General features: G+C 66.9%; 22 protein-coding genes. 11 read left to right on the top strand and 11 right to left on the bottom strand.

All coding sequences use genetic code 11. The features are described from left to right. Nucleotides 1-13: 13 nt before the first annotated feature. Complete coding sequence (locus CTP10_RS02615; protein ID WP_116317194.1) at nt 14-1,033, bottom strand: Bug family tripartite tricarboxylate transporter substrate binding protein; 1,020 nt, start codon at nt 1,031-1,033, stop codon at nt 14-16. A gap of 162 nt (nt 1,034-1,195) precedes the next feature. Next, nucleotides 1,196-4,177, bottom strand: coding sequence for a DEAD/DEAH box helicase (locus CTP10_RS02610; protein WP_116317821.1), 2,982 nt, complete (start codon nt 4,175-4,177; stop codon nt 1,196-1,198). A gap of 180 nt (nt 4,178-4,357) precedes the next feature. On the opposite strand from CTP10_RS02610, the gene CTP10_RS02605 reads away from it, so the two are divergent. From CTP10_RS02605 to CTP10_RS02580, 6 genes are all read left to right on the top strand, one after another. Then, nucleotides 4,358-5,278, top strand: coding sequence for a branched-chain amino acid transaminase (locus tag CTP10_RS02605; protein ID WP_116317193.1), 921 nt, complete (start codon nt 4,358-4,360; stop codon nt 5,276-5,278). 95 nt (nt 5,279-5,373) lie between these two features. After that, a complete protein-coding gene (locus tag CTP10_RS02600) occupies nt 5,374-5,568 on the top strand; it encodes a zinc-finger domain-containing protein (protein WP_010812205.1) in 195 nt (64 codons plus the stop codon). Nucleotides 5,569-5,728: 160 nt separating this feature from the next. Beyond that, on the top strand, nt 5,729-6,751 hold the full coding sequence (waaF, locus tag CTP10_RS02595; protein ID WP_116317192.1) for a lipopolysaccharide heptosyltransferase II: 1,023 nt from the start codon (nt 5,729-5,731) through the stop codon (nt 6,749-6,751). Between the two features lie 18 nt (nt 6,752-6,769). Further along, nucleotides 6,770-7,210, top strand: coding sequence for a YybH family protein (locus CTP10_RS02590; protein ID WP_116317191.1), 441 nt, complete (start codon nt 6,770-6,772; stop codon nt 7,208-7,210). 96 nt (nt 7,211-7,306) lie between these two features. After that, nucleotides 7,307-8,401, top strand: coding sequence for a YheT family hydrolase (locus CTP10_RS02585; protein WP_116317190.1), 1,095 nt, complete (start codon nt 7,307-7,309; stop codon nt 8,399-8,401). A gap of 43 nt (nt 8,402-8,444) precedes the next feature. Beyond that, on the top strand, nt 8,445-9,011 hold the full coding sequence (locus CTP10_RS02580; RefSeq protein ID WP_116317189.1) for a DUF2946 family protein: 567 nt from the start codon (nt 8,445-8,447) through the stop codon (nt 9,009-9,011). A gap of 21 nt (nt 9,012-9,032) precedes the next feature. Here CTP10_RS02580 and CTP10_RS02575 read toward each other — a convergent pair whose 3' ends face one another. After that, nucleotides 9,033-10,856, bottom strand: coding sequence for a beta-barrel assembly-enhancing protease (locus tag CTP10_RS02575; protein ID WP_116317820.1), 1,824 nt, complete (start codon nt 10,854-10,856; stop codon nt 9,033-9,035). A gap of 95 nt (nt 10,857-10,951) precedes the next feature. Between CTP10_RS02575 and moaC the strand changes: the two genes are divergently transcribed. The 4 genes from moaC to CTP10_RS02555 all read left to right on the top strand — a co-directional run bounded on the left by moaC (nt 10,952) and on the right by CTP10_RS02555 (nt 14,024). Continuing rightward, on the top strand, nt 10,952-11,437 hold the full coding sequence (gene moaC / locus CTP10_RS02570) for a cyclic pyranopterin monophosphate synthase MoaC (RefSeq protein ID WP_116317188.1): 486 nt from the start codon (nt 10,952-10,954) through the stop codon (nt 11,435-11,437). 165 nt (nt 11,438-11,602) lie between these two features. Beyond that, complete coding sequence (gene hmpA, locus CTP10_RS02565; RefSeq protein WP_116317187.1) at nt 11,603-12,814, top strand: NO-inducible flavohemoprotein; 1,212 nt, start codon at nt 11,603-11,605, stop codon at nt 12,812-12,814. A 249-nt stretch (nt 12,815-13,063) separates the two neighbouring features. Then, nucleotides 13,064-13,504 (top strand): hypothetical protein, encoded by a 441-nt coding sequence (locus CTP10_RS02560; protein ID WP_116317186.1) that lies wholly within the window; start codon nt 13,064-13,066, stop codon nt 13,502-13,504. Nucleotides 13,505-13,520: 16 nt separating this feature from the next. Continuing rightward, nucleotides 13,521-14,024, top strand: coding sequence for a hypothetical protein (locus CTP10_RS02555; RefSeq protein ID WP_116317185.1), 504 nt, complete (start codon nt 13,521-13,523; stop codon nt 14,022-14,024). A 1-nt stretch (nt 14,025) separates the two neighbouring features. Here the strand turns inward: CTP10_RS02555 and CTP10_RS02550 are convergent, their stop codons facing one another. The 8 genes from CTP10_RS02550 to recA all read right to left on the bottom strand — a co-directional run bounded on the left by CTP10_RS02550 (nt 14,026) and on the right by recA (nt 22,480). Beyond that, on the bottom strand, nt 14,026-15,834 hold the full coding sequence (locus CTP10_RS02550) for a PglL family O-oligosaccharyltransferase (protein WP_116317184.1): 1,809 nt from the start codon (nt 15,832-15,834) through the stop codon (nt 14,026-14,028). Between the two features lie 96 nt (nt 15,835-15,930). Further along, nucleotides 15,931-16,428, bottom strand: a complete 498-nt coding sequence (locus tag CTP10_RS02545) for a pilin (RefSeq protein WP_116317183.1) — start codon at nt 16,426-16,428, stop codon at nt 15,931-15,933. 321 nt (nt 16,429-16,749) lie between these two features. Further along, on the bottom strand, nt 16,750-17,445 hold the full coding sequence (locus CTP10_RS02540; RefSeq protein ID WP_116317182.1) for a TerC family protein: 696 nt from the start codon (nt 17,443-17,445) through the stop codon (nt 16,750-16,752). Between the two features lie 255 nt (nt 17,446-17,700). Continuing rightward, complete coding sequence (sucD, locus tag CTP10_RS02535) at nt 17,701-18,582, bottom strand: succinate--CoA ligase subunit alpha (RefSeq protein WP_062796940.1); 882 nt, start codon at nt 18,580-18,582, stop codon at nt 17,701-17,703. 99 nt (nt 18,583-18,681) lie between these two features. Further along, nucleotides 18,682-19,848, bottom strand: coding sequence for an ADP-forming succinate--CoA ligase subunit beta (gene sucC / locus CTP10_RS02530; protein ID WP_116317181.1), 1,167 nt, complete (start codon nt 19,846-19,848; stop codon nt 18,682-18,684). A gap of 90 nt (nt 19,849-19,938) precedes the next feature. Then, the gene (locus tag CTP10_RS02525; RefSeq protein WP_116317180.1) at nt 19,939-20,646 is read right to left on the bottom strand and encodes a DUF2889 domain-containing protein; all 708 of its coding nucleotides are present in this window, start codon (nt 20,644-20,646) and stop codon (nt 19,939-19,941) included. 205 nt (nt 20,647-20,851) lie between these two features. Beyond that, nucleotides 20,852-21,319: a recombination regulator RecX gene (recX, locus tag CTP10_RS02520; protein ID WP_116317179.1), complete on the bottom strand. Its 468-nt coding sequence runs from the start codon at nt 21,317-21,319 to the stop codon at nt 20,852-20,854. A gap of 105 nt (nt 21,320-21,424) precedes the next feature. Next, nucleotides 21,425-22,480, bottom strand: coding sequence for a recombinase RecA (gene recA, locus CTP10_RS02515; RefSeq protein WP_116317178.1), 1,056 nt, complete (start codon nt 22,478-22,480; stop codon nt 21,425-21,427). 239 nt (nt 22,481-22,719) lie between these two features. On the opposite strand from recA, the gene CTP10_RS02510 reads away from it, so the two are divergent. Next, nucleotides 22,720-23,409, top strand: a complete 690-nt coding sequence (locus CTP10_RS02510) for a response regulator transcription factor (protein ID WP_116317177.1) — start codon at nt 22,720-22,722, stop codon at nt 23,407-23,409. Nucleotides 23,410-23,473: the final 64 nt, after the last annotated feature.

Raw genomic sequence — 23,473 nt, 5'->3', positions numbered from 1 at the left:
CTCAATCGAAGCCTCAATCGATTGAAGCCCCCACGGTCTTCACCACCCCCGCCCACTTCTGCCGGTCCGCCTTGACGGTAGCCTTGAACTGCTCCACCGACTCGATCCGCGGCGTATTGCCGGCCTCGACCAGCTTCTGCCGGATCGACGGCGTTTCCAGCGCCACCTTGACCGCGTCATTGATCTTGCGCGCGATCTTCGGATCCAGGCCCTTGGGCCCGAAGAAGCCGAACCAGATGGTGCTGTTGTAGCCCGCCACCCCACTCTCGGCAATGGTCGGCACGTCCGGGATCACCGGCACGCGCTTGCTGGTGGTCACGCCCAGCAGCCGCACCTTGCCGGCACGGTATTGCGGCAGCACGCTCTGCACCTGGTTGAAAATGCAGCAGACCTCGCCCTTGACCACGGCCTGCAGCGCGTCCGGGCCGCCCTTGTACGGCACATGGACCATGTCGAGGCCGGCGCGGGCATTGAATTCCGCGAAGGCCAGGTGCGTGCCGGTGCCGTTGCCGGTCGAGGCATAGTTGTATTTGCCCGGGTTGGCCTTCACCTTCTCGATGAATTCCTTCACCGTCTTCACGTCGAGCACGGCCGGGTTGACGGTCAGCACGTTGGACACTTCCACCAGCGGCGCCACCGGCGTGAAATCGGCTTCGGCGTCGAACGGCAGGTTCTTGTACAGCGCCGGGTTGATCCCGTGCGTGGCCGCGGTGCCGAGCAGCAGCGTGTAGCCATCCGGCTTGGCGTGCGCCACCACTTCAGAGGCGACGTTGCCGCCCGCGCCCGGACGGTAGTCATAGATGATCGTGGTCTTGAGCGACTTCTGCAGCGATTCCTGCAGCGTGCGGCCCACCATGTCGACACCGGAACCGGCGGTGAAGCCCATCAGGATGGTCACCGGCTGCGTCGGCCACTCGCCCTGGGCCTGGGCGGGCGCGCTCACGGCAGCGGCGGCGCACAGGGCGGCCATGCCAGCGGCCAGGCGGGAAGCGGAACGGAAGGACAAGCGCGGCAGGCGGGACGAAATGGGCATGGGGGCACCGTCAGGAAGGTCAGCACAAAATAGCGGCCGGGGTCTGAGCCCCGGGCCAGCGCAACAAGATAGCAAGGATCCTGCCAAAACCAAACGAACCAGTTCGCTTGAAGGTATGCCGTGGGGGCATATGGTGCGCCGGTGTGCGACCTGATGTGACGTTCAGCGGCGCAGCAGGCCCACCAGCTCGTCGACATCCGGCAATGGCGCGCCGGTCCCGGCGGCGCTTTCGTCATCTGCATCCAGCAGCCCGTCGGCCAGCGCCCGCTTGTCGCGGTGCAGGGCGACAATGCGCTCCTCGATGGTGCCGGCGTTGATCAGCCGGTACACCGTCACGGGGCGCTGCTGGCCGATGCGGTGCGCGCGGCCCATGGCCTGGTCCTCGGCCGCGGGGTTCCACCAGGGGTCGGCGATGATCACGTAGTCGGCCGCGGTCAGGTTCAGGCCGAAGCCGCCGGCCTTCAGGCTGATCAGGAAGACATCGCCCTCGCCCGCCTGGAAAGCGGCCACGCGGCGCGTGCGCTCGGCCGCCGGCGTGGCGCCGTCCAGGTACTGCAGCGCCAGCCCGGCGCGCTCCAGGCCCCGCCTCAGCAACTGCAGGAAGTCGACGAACTGGCTGAACACCAGCGTCTTGTGGCCGCTGGCGGCAAGTTCGCTCGCCAGTGCCACGAAGGCGCGCAGCTTGGCGCCCTCCTCCATCTGGCTGCCGATTTCGGGCGTTGCCAGGCGCGGGTCGCACGCGGCGCGGCGCAGGCGCATGATCTGCGCCAGCACATGGATGCGCGCCTGCGATTGCTGCTGCGCCTGGGCAAGCGCGCGCGCCTTTGCCCCGGCCGGCGCGCCATGCGTGGCCTTGCGCGCCGCATCCACGCGCGCCAGCGCGGCTTCGGCCTGGGTCTGCGCCTGACGGCGCAGGGCTTCGTAGTGCGCGGCCTCCACCGGCTCGGGCTCGACCCGGATCACCAGCTCAGTGCGCGGCGGCAGTTCGTCGAGCACCTGGGCCTTGGTCCGCCGCAGCACGAAGGGCGCGATCATGCGGCGCAGGCGCTGGCGGGCCTCGCGCACGCCGCCGCGCTCGATCGGGTTGGCGAAATGCTCGTTGAAGCGGGCCAGCGAGCCCAGCAAACCCGGGTTGCAGAAGCGCATCACCGACCATAGCTCGGCCAGCCGGTTTTCCACCGGCGTGCCGCTCAACGCCATGCGGAAGTCCGCGCGCAAATCGAACATCGCCTGCGCGCGCCGCGTAATGGCGTTCTTGAACGCCTGCGCCTCGTCGGCGACCACGGTATGCCAGTCGCGCGCGCAGAAGTCCTGTCGCGCCTGCTGCAGCAGCGTGTACGAGACGATCACCAGGTCATGCGGGCCGGCCTGCTCTAGCAGCGTATCGCGCTCGCCCTCTGCATAGACGTGGACATTCAGGGTCGGCGCAAAGCGTCGTGCCTCGGCGGCCCAGTTGCCGCACACCGAGGTGGGCACGATCACCAGCGCGGCGCCGCCGGCCGCGCGCGCCACCAGCACCGCCAGCGCCTGCACGGTCTTGCCCAGGCCCATGTCGTCGGCCAGGCAGGCGCCCAGCCCCGAGGCGGCCAGCGTCATCGCCCAGCGGTAGCCGGCCTCCTGGTAGGGGCGCAGTTCCGCCGCAAGCGTGGCGGGCACGGTGATTGGCGTGTCGCGCGCCGCGCGCAGGCGGGCGATGCGCTGGCGGAAATGCGCGTCCGGATCGATCCCCACGCCGGCCAGCACGTCGTCCAGCCACGGCGTGGCCATCTGCGGCACGCGGATGCCGTCGGGAATGCGCTCGGCCACCGACGCCAGGTCGCGCAACTGGCCGCGCAGCGCGCGGGTCAGCGCCACGAAGACACCCTGCCCCATCGGCACGAAGCGGCCGGCGTGGCTGCCGGTCCAGTCGATCAGCTTGCCCAGCTCCAGCACCAGCCCCTCGGCCACGCGCAGCTCACCGGCCAGCCGGTACCACGCGCCGCGGCTTTCGATATGCACGCCAAGTTGCGGCAGATCGGCGGGGACGATGCGGATTTCCTTGCCGCGCGGCCATTCCACGGCCTGCACCGCGGGCAGGCCGGGCAGCGCTTCGAGCACGGTCAGCGCATCTTCGGGATCGTCCAGCGTCCAGGTGTACTCGCCGCCCGGCGGCGACTGCGTGACAAGCACCGGAAGCGCGGCGAAGACCTCGGCCACGCTGGCCAGTTCGGCATCGAGATCGCGCTGGGTGACCAGCGTCTCGCCGCGCACCGCGGCCATCAGGCGCTCCCTGCCCGCGCCCGGCGCCAGGCGGGGCCCGAGCTGGCCCAGCGGCGTGACCACCAGCCGCATCGTGATGCCGCGCCCGGCCACGCCGCCGATGGGCGCGACCTCCGCGCGCAGCCGCGCGTCGGCTTCGACCGGGCGCGTGCCGGCGGCCTGGTCGGCATGGACCTGGAAGTGGCCGGCCAGCGCGCGCAGGGTGCGGTCCAACTGGGCCTGGCCATCCTCCGGGATCGCCAGCCCGTCGCCGATCAGCCGCGCGGCATCGAACTGCGCCGGGGTGAAGCGGAGCACCTTCAGCCGGTGCGGCCCGTCGCGCAGCACGCTGACCTGGCGCAGCGCCTCGGCTTCCTGGCGCGCGGCGGCGGGCAGCAAGGCCTCCATCGCCGGCGCCTCGCGCAGCGGGGGGTAGAGGCGCAGCACGAAGCGGCCGGCGCTGTGCACGGCCTCCAGCGCGGGCGCGTCTTCAACTACGTCCAGCGTCTGTGCCGGGGCATGAACCAGCACCACGCCCGGGTGGCCGACCAGCGCCATGGCGGCGGCAGCGCGGTCCAGCACATAGCGCCGGTTGTGCGAGGCATCGCGCCGGATCGCACGCGCGATGCGTGCGTCCCACGGCTCGAGCCGGTCGTCCTCGGCCACGCGCGCCAGCGGTATGGGCCTGGGCTTGCCCCAGCCGCGCGCCCCGCGCACCTGCTCGAGCGGCTCGATGGTGGCCACGGCACCGTCCGGTTCCAGCGTCAGCGCCCACAGCAGGCGGCGCCCGCCTTCGATGGCAGCGGCGGGCTCGGCACTGGCCAGCGCGCGCAGCGCTTCCAGCGCCTGCTCCCAGCCGGGCTGGCCGGGTTCGGCATGCGGGTCGGAATGTGTAGTCAAAGGCACGAAGAAAACGGTATGGCGTCGGGGCAGGCGCGGGCGATGCAACCGGCGAGCCGGCAAACGCACGGAAATGAGGATTCTAGTCCGCCACTGCCCCCTTCCCCCTGCCGGCTGCGTTGGCACCCATGCCCCCCGGGCTTACAATGTCGTTTTTGCTACTTTCACGGCGCTGGGAGAATAGAGATGTCGATGGCGGATCGCGACGGCAAGATTTGGATGGACGGCAAGCTGATCGAATGGCGCGATGCAAAGATCCACGTGCTGACGCATACGCTGCACTACGGCATGGGCGTGTTCGAGGGCGTGCGCGCCTACAAGACGCCCGAAGGCACCGCCATCTTCCGCCTGAAAGAGCACACCCGCCGCCTGTTCAACTCCGCCAAGATCTTCCAGATGGCGATGCCGTTCGACGAGGCCACGCTGGAAACCGCCACGCGCGAAGTGGTGCGCGCCAACAACCTGGAATCCTGCTACATCCGCCCGATCGTGTGGATCGGCTCGGAAAAGCTGGGCGTGTCGGCCAAGGGCAACACCATCCACGTGGCGATCGCGGCGTGGCCGTGGGGCGCCTACCTGGGCGAGGAAGGCATGGAGCGCGGCATCCGCGTGAAGACTTCGTCCTTTACCCGCCACCACGTCAACGTGTCGCTGGTGCGCGCCAAGGCCAGCGGCTACTACATCAACTCGATCCTGGCCAACCAGGAAGCGACCGGCCTGGGCTACGACGAAGCGCTGCTGCTCGACACCGAAGGCTATGTCAGCGAAGGCTCGGGCGAGAACGTCTTTATCGTGCGCAACGGCGTGATCTACACCCCTGACCTGGCCTCGTGCCTGGACGGCATCACGCGCGACGCCACGCTGACCATCGCGCGCGACCTGGGCATCGAAGTGCGCGAGAAGCGCATCACCCGCGACGAGATGTACTGCGCCGACGAAGCCTTCTTCACCGGCACCGCCGCCGAAGTCACGCCGATCCGCGAACTGGATGACCGCATCATCGGCGAAGGCCGCCGCGGCCCGGTGACCAGGCAGATCCAGGACGCGTTCTTTGCCGCCGTGGGCGGCACCAACGAAAAGTACAAGAAGTGGCTGACGCTGGTCTGAGCACCGGCCGCCAGCCCTCGTGCCCCGCACCCGCCGCCGTGCGCGCGGGGCATGCCTTGTTTTGACGAACAATCAGCCTCAATCCCCGCAACACCATGACGCAAACCGCCACCATCATCGAAATCGGCGCCGAAGACATTCCGCTGCACTGCCCCACCGCCAACACCCCGGCCTGGAACTACCATCCGCGCGTGTTCCTGGACGTGGCCGACACCGGCGAAGCCAAGTGCCCTTACTGCGGTACCGTCTACAAGCTCAAGCCGGGCACCGTGCTGAAGGGCCACCACTGACCCGAGCCGCCGGTATTCGCACGACCCCGACGCTCCGGGCCGCCTGTTGGCGCCCCGGAGCGTTGCTGTTCCCGGTGATTTTGTCGGCGATCGCTTCTGCGATTGTGCCGACGATTGCGCCGAAGATCGCGCCCGCGAACCGGCTCCCCGCGCCCCGCCCATGAAGAAAGCCCTCGTCATCGCCCCCAACTGGATCGGCGACGCCCTGATGGCGCAGCCGCTGTTCGCGCTGCTCAAGGCGCGCCATCCGCGCCTGGCCATCGACGCCCTCGCGCCCAAGTGGGTGGCGCCGGTGCTCGCGCGCATGCCCGAGATCAACCGCGTGTTCCCGTCCGACCTGGCGCACGGCAAGCTGCAACTGTCGGCGCGGCTGATGTTCGCGCAGCAGCTCAAGAACGAAGGCTACGACCTCGCCTACGTGCTGCCGAATTCGCTCAAGTCGGCGCTGATCCCGTGGCTGGCCGGCATTCCGCTGCGCATCGGCTACCGTGGCGAAGCGCGCTTCGGCATGCTCAACGTGCGCCATGCCAACCCGCCGCGCGACCACCGCCCGCCGATGGTCGAGCACTATGCCCGCCTCGCGCTCAAGCCCGGCGCGCGCCTGCCCGAGAACATCCCCGAGCCGCGCCTGCGCGTCGACCCGACGCGCATGGCGGCGACCGCCGAGCGCTTCGGCATTGCCCCGCACACGCGCGTGATCGCGTTCTGCCCGGGCGCCGAGTTCGGCCCCGCCAAGCGCTGGCCCGCCGGCCACTTCGCCAGGCTGGCGCAGATGCTGCGCCGCTCCTACCCGTACGCGCAGATGATCACGCTGGGCTCGGCCAAGGACGCCGAGATCGCCGCCGAGATCGTCAAGGACGCGCCGTTCGTGCGCAACCTGTGCGGGCAGACCTCGCTGGACGACGCCGTCGACCTGCTGGCGCTGTCCGAGGCCGCGGTCTGCAACGATTCCGGGCTGATGCACGTGACCGCGGCGCTGAACCGGCCGCAGGTGGCGGTCTATGGCTCGAGCGATCCGCGCCACACGCCGCCGCTGTCACAGGCAGCGAGTATCATGTGGCTGCAGCTGGAGTGCAGCCCGTGCTTCAAGCGCGAGTGCCCGCTGGGCCACCTGCGCTGCCTGAAAGAGATCGAACCCGAAATGGTCTTCGTTGAGCTGCGCAAGCTGCTGCACCGGCCCTGATACCCTGACACTGCCACCATGCCTCGTTTTGCCCGCCTGTTCGATTCTGCCGAAGACATCGTCGAAGCCTTCCGCGAGGCGCTCAAGCAGCGCGATGCCGAAGGCGCGCTGCGCCTGTGGCTGGACGAGGATTCGATCACCTGCGTGCTGCCCGACGGCCAGCGCATGATCGGCCACGAACAGCTGCGCCAGGCGTTCTCGCAACTGCTGGAAGAGCAGCCGGTGCTGGTCGATGCGATCGAAACCAGCAGCCACGCGTCGATGGCCGTGTCGATCTTCGACGTGACCGAGGCGCTGCGCTTCGGCGGCGACCGGGTCGAAGCCGACCTGTACGTGCACACCACCTACGTGCTGATGCAAAACCACGAAGGCTGGCGCCTGGCGCATATCCACTGCAGCCCGGCCAACGCCGTGCAGGTGGCCGCGGTGGCTGCAGCACCCGGCCAGGCGCTGCACTGAGCCTGGCGGGCGGCACGGCCCGCCCGCCATGGCGCAGGGCCGCAAGACTGCAATCCCGCACTGCCGCACTACCGCACCCTGCAATACCGAGCTGTCATGACGCAGCGCCCCGATCTCCCGCCGCATCGTTTGACGCCTGCCGCCGCGCCGCACGGGCATGGCCATGGCTACGGCGACGGCATCGCCATTCCCTGGTGGCTGCGCGGCGGCCATGCCCAGACCATCATCCCCGCCCGCTTTACGCGCCGCCCGCCACGCGTCGCCTACCGGCGCGAGCGCTGGGACACGCCTGACGGCGACTTCATCGACCTCGACTGGACCACCCACCCGGTGCAGCCTGACACGCCACTGGTGGTGATGTTCCATGGGCTGGAGGGCAATTCGAACAGCCACTACGCGCAGGCGCTGATGCACGCGCTCGGCGCGCGCGGCTGGCAGGGCGTGATCCCGCATTTCCGCGGCTGCTCCGGCGAGCTCAACCTGGCGCCGCGCTTCTACCACTCCGGCGACTCGGCCGAGCTGCGCTGGGTGCTGGAACGCGTGCACCGCCAGCACTGCGCCCAGGGCCGCAAGCTGCTGGTGGTCGGCATTTCGCTGGGCGGCAATGCGCTGCTGCGCCTGCTCGGCGAAGACGGCGCCGCTGCCGGCCACGTGTCCGCCGCGGCCGCGATCTCGGCCCCGCTGGACCTGGCTGCCGGCGGCGCGGCGTTGTCGGCCGGCTTCAACCTGCTCTACACGCGCATGTTCCTGCAGACGCTCAAGCGCAAGTCGCTGGCCAAGCTGCAGCAGTTCCCGGGCTTGTTCGACCGCGAGGCGATGCTGGCCAGCCGCGACCTGTACGCCTTCGACAACGTGGTCACGGCGCCGCTGCACGGCTATGCCGACACCGACGACTACTGGCGCCGCGCCGCCAGCAAGCCGGTGCTGGGCGCGATTGCCGTGCCCACGCTGGTGCTCAATGCGCGCAACGATCCCTTCCTGCCCGAACGGCACCTGCCCGGCCCGGCCGACGTTAGCCCGCAGGTGTGGCTGGAGCAGCCGGAGTACGGCGGCCATGTCGGCTTCATGACCCCGGAGGAAGGCTGGCGGCGCCATCTGTGGCTGCCCGACAGCCAGTCAGGCGTGGCATTCGGCGGCCACATCGAATGGCTCCCGGCGCGGATCCTGCGCTTTTTCGACAGCATGATGTAAGGCCGGCGGCGTGCGTGGCGCCTTGCCGGCGGAGGAGACGGAGATGGACGACATCGTCAGGCAAGCCATGGCGCGCTGGCCCAACGTGCCCAACGCCTATGGCTGGCTCGCGCTGGACCGGCGCGGGCAGTGGCGCCTGCGCAATGAATACGCCCAGCAGCACGGCCTGACCGGCGAGCCGGTGCGCAATGAAGCGTTGATCGGCTTTATCGAACGCAACTACCTGAGCGACGAGCGCGGCGCGTGGTATTTCCAGAACGGGCCGCAAAAGGTTTTCGTGGGGCTGGCGTACGCGCCGTGGATCGTGCGGCTGCACCAGGGCGCGCTAAGCACGACCTCGCGGCAGCCGTTCAGGCTGCAGGCCTGCTATGCCGACGAGCACGGCAACGTGGTACTGGCGGGGACGGTCGACGGTGTCGATGGCACGCAGGCCGCGTTGCTGCATGACCATGACCTGGAAACTTTCAGCAGCAGCAGCACCTGGCATGGCGAAGCCTGCGGCACCGAGCTGGGCCTTTTCCACCACGACGGCCGCGACCTCCCGATCGAGCCCATCGCGGAAAGCGAGCTGCCGAAGCGCTTCGGCTTCGTGCGCCAGCCGGCGGCCTGACGCCGCGCGGCCGGGCTTGCCTCAGTTCGGCATGCCCTTGCTGTCCTGCTTGTCCTCGCGGTACTGGCGTTCCAGCTGGTGCAGGCGGGCATCCACCTCGGACAGCGTATAGAAGTCGCCGTCGCCGGCCTTGCGCGCGATCTGCAGCTGTTCGATCGCGGCCTGGTAGGCGCCGTCCATCGCATATTTCTCGGCCAGCGCCTGGTGCTGCTGCACCCGCTTGCCCTGGCCGGCGTACGCGCGTGCCAGCATTTCCCACCAGTCGCTGCGGCTGGTTTCCTGGCGCGTGCGCTCGCGCAGGAAGCGCACCGCCTCGTCGTAGCGGCCCGAGCCGACCAGGGTCTCGGCATAGGTGACCGACACCGCATGCGACAGCGGGAAGGCTTTCATCGACGCCGTGGCCTGTGCCAGCGCCTCGGGCACGCGGCCCTGCGTGCGCGCCAGCTGGATCGCCATCACGTCCAGCATGGGGCTGCCCGAGCTGGCACCGGGGATGGTGCCGTACAGGCGCCGCGCCTCGGCCAGTTCCTGTTCGGCGGCGGCGGTGCGGCCCAGCCGCTGCTCGGTGAAGGCGAGGCCGTAGTGCAGCGCCGGCGCCCGCAGCGCCGAGGCACCCGGCAACTGCGCGTTCAGCGAGTTGCGCAACGCCTGCAGGTCGCTCGGCGACGATTCCTGGATCACGCGCGCGCGCATCCGGGCGAACTCGTACTCGGGCGTATTGGGCACCTTGCGCGCGTTGGCGTGGCTCACGCGGTCCTGCATGTCGGCAAGACGCTCGGAAGTCAGCGGGTGGGTGCGCACATAGGACGGCACCGAGCTTTCCGAGATGCCGGACACGCGCTGCAGCCGCGCGAAGAAATCGGGCATGCCCTGCGGGTCGAAGCCCGCCGCGGTCATGATCTGGAAGCCGACGCGATCGGCCTCGCGCTCCGCGCCGCGCGAGAACGACAGCTGGTTGGCAATGGCGGCGCCCTGCCCGCCCATCGCCAGCGCCGCCGCGGCATCGGGGCTGCGCGTGGCGGCCAGCCCGGCCAGCACCATCGAGGCCAGCGCGATCCACATTGACCGGTCTTGCGAGGTGATGCCGCGCGCGATATGGCGCTGCATCACGTGGCCGATTTCATGGCCCAGCACCGAGGCCAGTTCCGACTCTGTATCGGACTGCACCAGCAGCCCCGTATGCACGCCGATATAGCCGCCCGGCAGCGCGAAGGCGTTGATGCTGCGGTCGCGCACCGCGAACAGGTCGAAGCCGGTGGCAAAGGTGCCGGCGCCGGTCGAGCCCGAGATGCTCTGCCGCCGCGCCGCCTGCACCAGCCGGTAGCCGAGCGCGTTCAGGTAATCCGACAGCAGCGGGTCCGGCACGTACAGCGGATCGCGGCGGATGTCGCGCATGATGCGGTCGCCCAGGCGCTTCTCCATGTCGGGCGACAGCGCTGCCGTGGACGGGTCGCCCAGGTCCGGCAGTTGCACTCCGCCGCCCTCGACCACCGGGTTGTTGGTACGCAGGCCGAACTCGGATTTCTGGCCCGCCTTGATGCTGCGGTTCAGGTTGTCGTAGACCTGGTCGCTGGCATCGCCGGACAACGACGGCACCGGCTGCGGCGCCCGCGTGGATGCCACCGGCGTGGCCGGTGCGGCGGCGGCCGGGGCCGAAGCAGGCGCGCGGGGCGTTGCCTGCGGCCACGCCGGCGATGCAATGCTCAGCGCCAGCACCGCCGCCAGCGGCCGCCGCCATGGCGACCCGGCGCCACCACGATGTGACGCGGAACCGGCAGGCGCGGCATCCGCCGCGGCGCAATGGCCGGGTGCGGCAGACCTGCGAAGCGATGGTTGTTTTGGCATGTTGCTATGATAGCGGCCTCCGGTGGCCGTTCCCATCAGACGGTTCCCGCCCCCGCCAAAGGCCTCCTGCACAACGCCCTGCATAACGCCCAGCCATGACCCAGCTCACCCATTTCGATACCGCCGGCCAGGCCCATATGGTCGACGTCGGCGACAAGTCCAGCACGCACCGCGTGGCCGTAGCCACCGGCACCATCACCATGCTGCCCGACACCTTCGCGCTGGTTCGCGACGGCAATGCCAGGAAGGGCGACGTGCTCGGCATTGCACGGGTGGCAGCGATCATGGCCACCAAGCGTACCGCCGACCTGATCCCGCTATGCCATCCGATCGGGCTGACCAAGGTCGCGGTCGACTTTGCGCTCGACGAGGCCAGCGCCACCGTCGCCTGCACCGTGCGCACCGAGACCCGCGGACAGACCGGCGTCGAGATGGAAGCGCTGACCGGCGTGCAGGTGGCGCTGCTGACGATCTACGACATGTGCAAGGCGGTGGACCGCGGCATGGTGATCGGCAATGTGAAGCTGCTGGAAAAGCATGGCGGCAAGTCGGGCGACTGGGTGGCCGCCACAGCTCAGTGACCGGCCTGGCTGCACCGCCCGTGGGCCGGCACGTGCCAAACGGCAATCACCGCACCTAGACTAGACATTGCTCAGGGCAGCCGGAAAACGAGAATCGCGAATCGCGCCCGCACGGACGCAGCGTCACCGCCTGGCTCCCATCACCTTGCCAAAGGAGAAGAGGCAATGCTTACCCAGAAGACGAAGGACATCGTGAAAGCCACCGCCCCGGTACTGGCGGAACACGGCTACGACATTATCAAGTGCTTCTACAAGCGCATGTTCGAAGCGCATCCCGAACTGAAAAATGTGTTCAACATGGCGCATCAGGAACGGGGCGAGCAGCAGCAGGCATTGGCGCGGGCGGTCTACGCGTATGCGGAGAATATCGAAGACCCCAGCAGCCTGATGGCCGTGCTGAACAACATTGCCAACAAGCACGCGAGCCTGGGCGTCAAGCCGGAGCAATACCCCATCGTCGGCGAGCACCTGCTGGCGGCCATCAGGGAAGTCCTGGGCAGCGCAGCGACCGAGGAAATCATCTCCGCGTGGGCGCAAGCCTATGGCAACCTGGCCGATGTCCTGATGGGCATGGAGAGCGCCCTGTACGAAGGTTCGGCCGGGCAGGACGGCGGCTGGACCGGGTGGCGAACCTTTGTCGTCCGCGAGAAGCGCCCCGAAAGCGGCGTGATCACGTCCTTCGTCCTTGAGCCGGCCGACGGCAAGCCGGTCGCGAACTTCAAGCCCGGTCAATACACCAGCATTGCAGTCGATGTGCCCGCACTCGGCCTGCAGCAAATCCGCCAATACAGCCTGTCCGATATGCCGAACGGGCGCAGCTATCGGATTTCAGTCAAGCGGGAAAGCGGCGACACCCAGCCACCTGGCTATGTTTCCAACCTGCTGCACGATCACGTCAATGTCGGCGATGAGGTCAAGCTTGCCACGCCATATGGGAGTTTCCATATCGACGTCAACGCCACCACGCCCATTGTGCTGATCAGCGGCGGCGTGGGGCTGACGCCCATGATCAGCATGCTCAAGACCGCGCTGCAGGCGCCGCCGCGGAAAGTCGTCTTCGCGCATGGCGCCCGCAATAGTGCAGTGCACGCCATGCGAGACAAGCTGCGCGAGGCGGCGAAGACCTATGAGAACCTTGAACTCTTCGTCTTCTATGACCAGCCGCTGCCAGAAGACGTGCAAGGGCGCGACTATGACCACGCGGGCCTGGTCGACGTAAAGCAAATCGAAAAATCGATTCTGCTGCCTGACGCCGATTACTACATCTGCGGCCCGATTCCATTCATGCGAATGCAGCATGACGCACTGAAGAATCTAGGCGTCCATGAATCGCGCATTCATTACGAGGTGTTTGGTCCAGACCTGTTCGCCGAATAGGTCGGCGCCCATGGGCGGATGCGGGGACGACGGACCTGGCATGTCGCGTCAGGTGTCGTGTCAGGTCACGGCGTCTTACCGGCCTGTCGTTCCTCGGTAATAAAGGTAACGCCGCATTTCCAGCCGCGCCGGCGGCATGCCCGCGCTTCACAATTTGGTATTCAATACGATTGCGGGCCGGCGCATTTTGCGGCCGGCTGCCTCTGCCCGCGGCGTGCCTTCCGGCCACGCGGGGGAAAGGTGAATACCATGAACGGGCGCAAGCTCTGCCAGCTGGTACTGGCACTGGCGGCCACGGCCGCGAGCGGCGCCGCCCTTGCCGGGCGGGCCGATATCCACAATGCCGACTGGCATGGCGCCGACACACGCGGCGGCATGATCAAGACGCGTGTCGGCGTGGGTATCTATTTTGGCCCCAGCGTCGTGTTCGGCGGCTACCCGTATTACTACCCTTCGTACCCGGCGCCGTATTACTACCCGGCTCCGGCCGTCGCCGTGCCGGTCGAGCCACCTCAATACATCGAGCAGGGGCCCAACGGGCCGGTGCCCGCCCCGGGTCCCGAACGGGCCGTGCCGCAGGACCAGGGCTGGTGGTACCACTGCAACCAGCCTGAAGGCTACTACCCCTACGTGCAATCCTGCCCGGGAGGCTGGCAACGCGTGCCGGCTCAGCCGCCGGCAAACTCCTGACAGCGTGGAGCGCAGCATGCGAGTCCTGACCCGCGCCACGCTCGCCGTGGCCACCCTGGCCCTCGGCGCCTGCGTCGTGATGCCTTCGGGCCCGAGCGTGATGGCGTTGCCGGGCACCGGCAAGAGCTTCGACCAGTTCCGCGCCGACGACTACAACTGCCGCCAGTTCGCCTTCGGGCAGGTTGGTGGCGTGACTTCCTCGCAGGCCGCGAACAACGCGGCGGTCGGCAGCGCCGTGGTCGGCTCCGCCCTCGGTGCGGCGGCCGGTGCGGCGTTCAATGGCGGATCAGGCGCGGCGGTTGGCGCCGGCGTTGGCCTGCTGACGGGCGCGGCGGTGGGCGCGGGCAACGCCCAGTACGCGGGCTATGGCACGCAGCGGCAATACGATGCCGCCTACGTGCAGTGCATGTATGCCAGCGGCAACCGCGTGCCGGTATCGGGGCGGGTTGCCGCGGCACCTGCGCCGGCGCCGCGGTACTACTACGCGCCGCCGCCGGCCTACTACGCGCCCTACTACTAGGTCACTTGCGTCCCCACGCGGAGAACCGGCGCGAGCGGTCGGTAACCCAGGCGCAGAACGCCTGCGGGCGTTCGTCGGCGGACAATTCCCGGCATGACTTCACGATGTCGGCGTATTGCGTGACTTCATCGCCCAGGTAATACCAGCGCAGCCGCTCCATCCACAGGCGGCCCTGCGCGGCATCGCCGGTCAGCGCGAGCAGCCATGCCGTGCGTGCGATCATCGTCGGGGTCGGCAGCAGGTGCACCGCGGCGATATGCGCGGGCAGAAGTTGCGCTGCATTCTGCGGCGTGATGACGGCCAGGCCCGCGGCATCGGCCTGCGCATGCTGGCGGAACCAGAAGCGCGGCATCGGCAGGGTGTTGCGGGTTTCGCTGGCGGCGTACTCGCGTGCCTCGGCGCGGCGGTAGTCCTGCCACATGGTGGCCAGGATGGCAACGGCAAGCGCAATGAACGCCACGCTGAGGCCCTTCGCCACGCTGGCCCGGACGCGCCATGGTCCGGCCGCGGCAGGCTCCAGCCAGCCCAGCAGGAAACAGAACGGCAGCAAGAAGTACAGGTAGTGCAACGGGTATTCGAGCATCGAATGCGCGCACAGCATCGCCAGCCACGTCAGCATCAGCCCCGCTTCGCGGCGCTCTCCATGTTCTGCCTGCCAGAGCCGCGCCCGCACCACGCGCCACAGCCACGCCGCGAGAATCAGCGCGACCCCGAGCGTGCCGGCGATGCCGGTCTTGGCCAGCAGGTCCAGCACGGCATTGTGGGCGTGCAGGGACATCTCCACCTTCACGCCGACCTGCGGCAGCTGCATGAATTGCGCCCAGCCGAACTCGCCCCAGCCGACGCCGATCCAGGGGTGCGCGCGGAACATCGCCATCGCATGCGCCCAGAGCGCGCCACGGGCCGACATCTGGTCCTCGGCTTCCAGTTGCGCGATCGTGTCGAACAGGCGCCAGTCAAGCAGCTGGCCGGCGCTGCGGATCGCTGGCTGCAGCACCAGCAGCATTGCAACCATGGCGGCCGCGGCCACCAGCAGTCCGGTCGTGCGCCGCATCGGATCCACCTCGCGTGGCATGCCGCGCTGCAGCCAGGCGGCCACCAGTGCGTAGAGCGCGGCCAGACCGACATGCAGCACGCCGGTGCGCGATCCGGATAGCACGATGCCGCTCTCCAGCAGTGCTACCGCTGCCAGCCACATCGGGAAGCGCAGCCTGCCGCGCGAGGCCAGCCAGACTGACGCGACCAGTGCGATGCCATGCACGGTGGCCTGGTGGTTGGGCTGGTTCAGGTTGCCCCAGAGGCGGCGGTTATCGTCGTAGAAGTAGGTGGAAACGAGGCCGAAGGTGCTGCGTTCGAGATGGAAGAGTTGGACCCACTGCGTGACGGTGCCGAGCAGGCCGGCGATCAGGAACGCGATGGCCAGGGTGTCGCCGGCATCGAGCGTCCCGGATGCCCGACTGCGGCGGTACGACCATGCCGCGCATGTCACGGTGGCGCCGAGCAACAGGGTCAGGACGGTGAGAGTCGCGCTGCCGGTGATGTCGGCGTGGCCGAGAGCGATGCGAGTGAGCCCGACGGCTGCGAGCCAGCAGAACAGCAAGGCTACCCACGGCAGCGAAATCGTCGCGTATGCCGCTGGTATGGCGGGCTTGCGAAGTGCCTGGAACGCGATCAGGGCGAGCGCGCAGCATGCGGCGGTCCATTCGCCGTAGAACGTCGCGAGTGGGAGCGTATGCCGGGAGACTAGCAGCGGGAAGACGATTGCTGCGATGAGGGCAGCCGACGGGAAGGTTGTCCGGGACGGCGGCATCGAGGCGCCTGATTTGGGGAAAGGCGCATGATAGCTTGGGGGGCGGGCAAAGAAAAAGCGCCCGAAGGCGCTTTGACCGCCACACACCAAGGTTTATCAGCGATTGGCGGCCGGCATAATGTTTGTCGGAATGGTGTCAGCCGCGACCTTAGTGTACGTAACTTGAGTTCCGCTTGCGTCAGGCGCCCAATCAGCTGCATAGACGAAGCTACCAACGTCGGGCTTGCCGGTGAACGTAACGTTCACTTTACCGGGAGTCGGGGTCGCACCACCAACGGCAGCAGTACCAGTCAGCACAACTGCGGCGGTTGCGTACTTCGGCGTCGGTAGCGAAGTGATGTTCAAATCGGAAGCCGTATCGCACAACGATCCGTCACCGGCATTGACTTGGAGACATTGACTCACAGCCGTCTTCAGTGCAGCCAAGTCCGAGATGTTGTTCTGCCACTTCGACTTCGTCACATAGTCCTGATACTGCGGAATTGCGATCGCCGCCAAGATACCAATGATCGCCACCACGATCATCAGTTCGATCAGCGTAAAGCCCTTCTGGACTCGACGGCCCAGCTTCTTCAGTTGTTGTACCCGTTGCATGATTTGACCCCTCGAAGAGATTTTTGGTTAAGCGTTGCACGTCTTCGGTTTCGTGACGCGGGGACTAATCAGCAGTAAGCGTGCCAGGCATATCCCCCGTCCGTAGGGGGCAAAAAACGACAAATTTCGTCACCCGGCACGGAGAAGCCCGCCACATGCGCCAAATTTTGTCACCTGGCCGCACTACCACCCGCCAAAGCGACAAAAAGTGCGATCACTCACATGAGTTAGTGGGCTGTCCCACCGACAGGGTGAGTTCCGCGAAGGGGCAACAAAAAAGGGCGGCCAACCGGCCGCCCTTTCGTGCGATGCAGGTTCCCGTCAGGCCGTCTGCGCCGACCGGCGGCTCAGCAGCTTGCCGAGGATCACCACCAGGATCGCGCCGGCGGCGCCGAATACCAGGTGGGCGTGCGGGACGTGGACCTCGAACCAGGCGGCATCGACCGGGTCGCTGACCAGCATCTCACCAGCCAGGTAACCCAGCAGCGCGGCGCCCAGCACGATGATGACCGGGAAGCGTTCCATCACCTTGAGCAGCAGCGTGCTGCCGAACACGATCAGCGGGATCGACAGGCCCAGGCCGATGATCAGCAGCATCAGCTGGCTGCCCTCGGGACCCTTCTGCGCGGCGGCGGCCACGGCCACCACGTTGTCCAGCGACATCACCAGGTCGGCGATCAGGATGGTGCGGATGGCGGCCCAGATATTGTCCTTGCCGTCGTGGCCGTCCTCGTCGTCATCGCCGGTCAGCAGTTGCACGCCGATATAGACCAGCAGCACGGCGCCGACGATCTTCAGGTACGGCAGGCTCAGCAGCTTGACCGCGGCCACGGTCAGCACCACGCGCATGATGATGGCGGCGGCGCTGCCCCAGAAAATGGCCTTCTTCTGCTGGGCCGGCGGCAGGTTGCGCGAGGCGAGCGCGATCACCACCGCGTTGTCGCCGGACAGGACGATGTTGGTCAGGATGATCGATCCCAACGCAATCCAGAAAGTGGTGGAAGACAGCAGTTCCACGGGGAGGCTCCTCGAGTTCTATGTAATTGGCGGTTCTATGTGACGGCGCGCCCCGTCATCTGACGGGTTTTCGGATGTCTGAAAGCGCAGACATGACTGTTTAACCCACGAACCTTTCGATTACATTTCAATCCTGTAATCTTTCGGGGGATTCATGGCGCCGGAATCACTCCCCGGAAAAGACAATGCCCCCGCCGAGGGGCGGGGGCATCACAAGTCTGTCATTCCCGCAACAGCGGGAACGGCAAGCAGACCTTACAGCATCGCCTTCAGCAGGCGGCCCATCTCCGACGGGTTCTTGGTCACCTTGATACCGCAGGCTTCCATGATTTCCAGCTTGGCCTGGGCGGTGTCGGCACCGCCCGAGATCAGCGCGCCGGCGTGGCCCATGCGCTTGCCCGGAGGCGCGGTCACGCCAGCGATGAAGCCAACCACCGGCTTCTTCATGTTGTCCTTGATCCAGTTGGCGGCGTTGGCTTCGTCCGGACCACCGATCTCACCGATCATGACCACGGCGTCCGTTTCCGGATCGTCGTTGAACATCTTCATGACGTCGATGTGCTTCAGGCCGTTGATGGGGTCGCCACCAATGCCAACAGCCGACGACTGGCCCAGGCCCAGCGCGGTCAGCTGGCCCACGGCTTCGTACGTCAGGGTGCCCGAGCGCGACACCACGCCGATGCGGCCCTTCTTGTGGATGTGACCCGGCATGATGCCGATCTTGATTTCGTCCGGCGTGATCAGGCCCGGGCAGTTCGGTCCCAGCAGCAGGGTCTTCTTGTTCTCGCGGCGCATGCGGTCCTTGACTTCCATCATGTCGCGCACGGGGATGCCTTCGGTAATGCAGACCACCAGGTCCAGGTCGGCGTCAACGGCTTCCCAGATTGCGGCAGCGGCGCCTGCGGGCGGCACGTAGATGACCGACACGGTAGCGCCGGTCTGGGCCTTGGCGTCCTTGACGCTGGCGTAGATGGGAATGCCTTCGAAGTCTTCGCCGGCCTTCTTCGGGTTCACGCCTGCTACGAAGGCGTTCTTGCCATTGGCGTAGTCGCGGCAGCCACGGGTGTGGAACTGGCCGGTCTTGCCGGTAATGCCCTGGGTGATGACCTTGGTGTCTTTGTTGATCAGAATCGACATGCTGTAATCCTTTGCTTTTCTACGAGCCGCGCGCACAGGGGCTCAAGGGAGCGCCTGCGCACGGCTCGCGTTCGCGTATGGTTGCGTTCGTGCGACGGCTTACTTGCCAGCGGCAGCGGCCACCACCTTCTGGGCGGCTTCTTCCATCGTGTCGGCGGCGATGATGGGCAGGCCCGATTCGGCCAGCATCTTCTTGCCGAGATCTTCGTTGGTGCCCTTCATGCGCACGACCAGCGGCACGTTCAGCGACACGGCCTTCGAGGCCGAGATCACGCCTTCGGCGATCACGTCGCAACGCATGATGCCGCCGAAGATGTTGACCAGGATGGCCTGCACGTTCTTGTTGCTCAGCATCAGCTTGAAGGCTTCGGTCACCTTCTCGGTGGTGGCACCGCCGCCCACGTCGAGGAAGTTGGCCGGCTCGCCGCCAAACAGCTTGATGGTGTCCATGGTGGCCATGGCCAGGCCGGCGCCGTTCACCAGGCAGCCGATGTTGCCGTCCAGCGAGATGTAGGCCAGGTCGAACTTCGAGGCTTCGATTTCGTTGGCGTCTTCTTCATCCAGGTCGCGGTAGGCCACGATTTCCGGGTGACGGAACAGCGCGTTCGAGTCGAAGTTGAACTTGGCGTCCAGCGCGATGACCTTGCCTTCGCCGGTCAGGATCAGCGGGTTGATTTCGGCCAGCGAAGCGTCGGTGTCGTAGAACGCCTTGTACAGGCCTTGCAGGGCCTGGCGAGCCTGGGCAACCGAAGCGTCGGGCACGCCGATCTTGCGGGCGATGTCGTCGGCGTCAGCGTCGGTCAGGCCGGTCGACGGCTCGATGATCAGGGTGTGGATCTTTTCCGGGGTGTGGGCAGCGACTTCTTCGATGTCCATGCCGCCTTCGCTCGACGCCATCAGGGCGATCTTCTGCGAAACGCGGTCCACCACCAGCGAAACGTACAGTTCCTTCTTGATGTCGGCGCCTTCTTCGATCAGCAGGCGGTTGACCTTCTTGCCTTCCGGACCGGTCTGGTGCGTGACCAGCTGCATGCCCAGGATGTTCGAAGCATAGGTCTTGACGTCTTCGATGCTCTTGGCAACCTTGACGCCGCCGCCCTTGCCGCGGCCACCCGCATGAATCTGCGCCTTGACAACCCACACCGGGCCGCCGAGCTGTTCTGCGGCCTTCAGGGCCTCGTCAACCGAGAACGCGGGGATGCCGCGCGGAACCGGCACATTGTATTTGCGCAGGAGTTCCTTGCCTTGATACTCATGGATATTCATGCGTGTTTCCTTTCGGGTAGGCGTAAAAGGTAGAGGGAAGAATCTGAAAAAGGAGACGAACTCTCTCGTCTTGCTGGCTGATCCTGAGAATCAGCCGGAAGTGCCGGTTGGCCTGTCGGCCGGGACAGCGTCATTGCCGTCGTCGTTGGCTTGACCACCGCGGTCGCCATTGGCCACGGCGGGCGCCCGAGGCGCGGTTGCGACGGCAGGTGCGGCCTCGGCCCTTGCCTTGGGCGTCGGCTGGTGACCATACCAGCGCGGGTAAAACTCACGGACCACCTCGCCGTCGAAACGCAGCGCGTGGCAGCCGTTCAACTGATAGGGCGGCTCCGGATTCGGATCGTCCTCGCCGTTGTCGCGGATGCTGATGACTTCGCCGGCAAACGCCTGGATCGCGGTGCTGGGCAGCACGCCGGCGGCTTCGGTCAGGTGGGAGCAGCCGTTGATGCCGGCCAGGCGCTCGCGCACGGCCTTGCGAAAGCCCTTGCGCAGGTTCAGGCCGATCAGCTTGCGGTAGGCCGGGCCGATGGTGTCGCATTGCGACGGATACGGCACCCAGTCAGAGCAGGCCTCGGCATCCAGCACCGTCATGTCCTCGTTGATCGTGACGCGCAGCCAAAGGTCGTGCAGGGGCTGGCCCACCGGGCGGATACGGTCGCCGGCAAGTTCGATATCGCGGGGCTTGGTGTCGGTCAGGCGCACCTCGACATCCCACAGGCCGTCCTCTCTCTGGTACGCCTCGGCCGTAATGGCACGGCGATGGCGCAGGGAGCGGTTGACGGGCTGGGACAGAGGCATGGCCAGGCTGGAATACTGGGGGCTTGGGAACGGCGGCGCCGGAGCACCGAATAACTTGGGGAGTTTAACATGCCGCGCCGGTTTGCCCGGGAACATCCTTGTATGGCGACTGTCGCGCCGCATTGTCGGCCGACTGGCGCGCGAATACCCTGAGGGCAGTGCAGATAATGGCCCGTCAATTGCGGACGATACCGCACGCAGATGCTTACTCGTCGTCGCCGTACGCTTCGTCGGCGCCCTGGATGATCTTGCTGACCACCCCACGCGAGAATCCACGCGCCACCAGGAAGCGGATCTGCTTGGCGCGGGCCTCTGGCGACTCTGGCGGCACGCCGAAACGCTTGCGCCAGACTTCGCGGGCACGTTCGGTCTCGGTGGCGCGCAGCCTTTCCTGCAGTTCGCCCAGTTGTTCGCTGCCCAGCTTGTGGGTCTTGGCTTCCTGCATCACCCTGGCCGTGCCATAGCGGGCGCCGCGGCGATGGACCAGGCTGTCGGCAAAGCGCTGGTTGGACAGCCAGTTCTCACGCTCGAGCGCATCGAGCAACTGCTCCAGTTGTTCCGGCGACTCGGCATGGGGCGCCAGCTTGCGTGCCAGCTCGGCCCGGCTGTGCTCGCGGCGCGACAGGTAGCCGACGGCGCGGGCCTTCAGGGAAAGCGGGGGGCGGGGGGCCATTGGCGGCTTGGTGAAAAATCCCTAATAAAAAAGGCCGGCGCATCGGCTGATGCTCCGGCCCCTTCCGGCTGCTGCAATCGTGTTGCGTCTTGCGCGCCGGCGCGATCAGCCTTCCAGCGCTTCCGCAGCCACCGGGTTGGTCGGTACCACACCCAGCGCCACTCGCACCTTGTTCTCGATCTCTTCGGCGATGTCCGGGTTCTCGCGCAGGTATTCGCGCGCGTTGTCCTTGCCCTGGCCGATCTTGTCGCCGTTGTAGCTGTACCACGCGCCCGACTTCTCGACGATCTTGGCGTCCACGCCGAGGTCGATGATCTCGCCCTGGCGGGAGATACCCTGGCCGTAGAGGATGTCGAAGAAGGCTTCGCGGAACGGCGGCGAGACCTTGTTCTTGACCACCTTGACCTTGGTCTCGTTGCCGATGACGTCGTCGCCCTTCTTGATCGAGCCGATGCGGCGGATATCCAGGCGCACCGAGGCGTAGAACTTCAGCGCGTTGCCGCCGGTGGTGGTTTCCGGCGAGCCGAACATCACACCGATCTTCATGCGGATCTGGTTGATGAAGATCACCAGGCAGTTGGTACGCTTGATGGTGCCGGTCAGCTTACGCAGCGCCTGGCTCATCAGGCGGGCCTGCAGGCCGGGCAGCGAGTCGCCCATTTCGCCTTCGATTTCAGCCTTGGGCACCAGCGCCGCCACCGAGTCGATCACGATCAGGTCGATCGAGCCCGAGCGCACCAGCGCGTCGGTGATTTCCAGCGCCTGCTCGCCGGTGTCCGGCTGGGAGATCAGCAGGTCGCCGACGTTCACGCCCAGCTTGTTGGCGTAGCTGACGTCCAGCGCGTGCTCGGCGTCGATAAAGGCGCAGGTGCCGCCCAGCTTCTGCATCTCGGCCACGACCTGCAGCGTCAGCGTGGTCTTGCCCGACGATTCCGGACCATAGATCTCGACCACGCGGCCGCGCGGGAGGCCGCCGACGCCAAGCGCGATGTCCAGGCCGAGCGAACCGGTGGAGACCACCTGGATGTCCTTTTCGACCTCGCCGTCGCCCAGGCGCATGATCGAGCCCTTGCCGAACTGCTTCTCGATCTGGGAGAGCGCGGCGGCAAGCGCCTTCTGCTTCTCGGCGCTCACGCCCGCACCTGCCTTCTTGTCGTCCATGGTCGTCCTTGAATCAAATGGTGTATAAATAGGCCGCATGTGGCGCGGCACCGGCTTTTGCCGGCTCCAGCGCCGGCCCGGCTGTCTGCGCGGCCGCCATCCGGGAAACATCAGTCAGGAAGCATCCCGGGCGGCCCCAGCGGAATGTGCGGGTACTGTATAAAAAAACAGTATGCTTGGCAAGCCCCATCGCGCCCGTTCCGCGGGCGCCCGGCTATGCCGGCCAGGTGGAGACAACCATGCGTATTCTGATCGCCGAAGATGACGACACGTTGGCCGATGGGCTGACGCGCTCGTTACGTCACTCTGGTTATGCCGTCGACCATGTTGCCGACGGGCTGGGTGCCGACTCGGCCCTGTCGACCCAGACTTTCGACCTGCTGATCCTGGACCTGGGCCTGCCGCGCATGTCCGGCCTGGAGGTGCTCAAGCGCCTGCGCGCGCGCGGCGCGATGCTGCCGGTGCTGATCCTGACCGCGGCCGACAGCGTCGACGAACGCGTCAAGGGCCTGGACCTGGGTGCCGACGACTACATGGCCAAGCCTTTCGCGCTGTCCGAACTGGAAGCCCGCGTGCGCGCGCTGGTGCGCCGCGGCGCCGGCGGCGGCGCCACGCTGATGCGGCACGGGCCGCTGGCTTTCGACCAGGTCGGCCGCATCGCCTACCTGAACGAGCAGATGCTCGACCTGTCGGCGCGAGAGATCGGCCTGCTGGAAATCCTGCTCACGCGCTGCGGCCGGCTGGTGTCCAAGGAACAGCTGGTCGACCACCTGTGCGAGTGGGGCGAAGAAGTCAGCAACAACGCCATCGAAGTCTATGTGCACCGCCTGCGCAAGAAGATCGAGGTGGGCGGCATCCGCATCGCCACGGTACGTGGCCTGGGCTACTGCCTGGAGAAATTCCAGCCGGCCGTGGCCGCGCAGCATTGACGCGAGCCGCGCCTTAGCCTCACCCTTGCAGGCGAGCACGACCGCAACCGAGCGACCACCGTCG

This window comes from Cupriavidus sp. P-10 (assembly GCF_003402535.2).
In the GTDB taxonomy this organism is placed as follows: domain Bacteria; phylum Pseudomonadota; class Gammaproteobacteria; order Burkholderiales; family Burkholderiaceae; genus Cupriavidus.
Note: the sequence above shows the minus strand (reverse complement) of the source record. Positions and strands in the feature narration are given on the sequence as shown.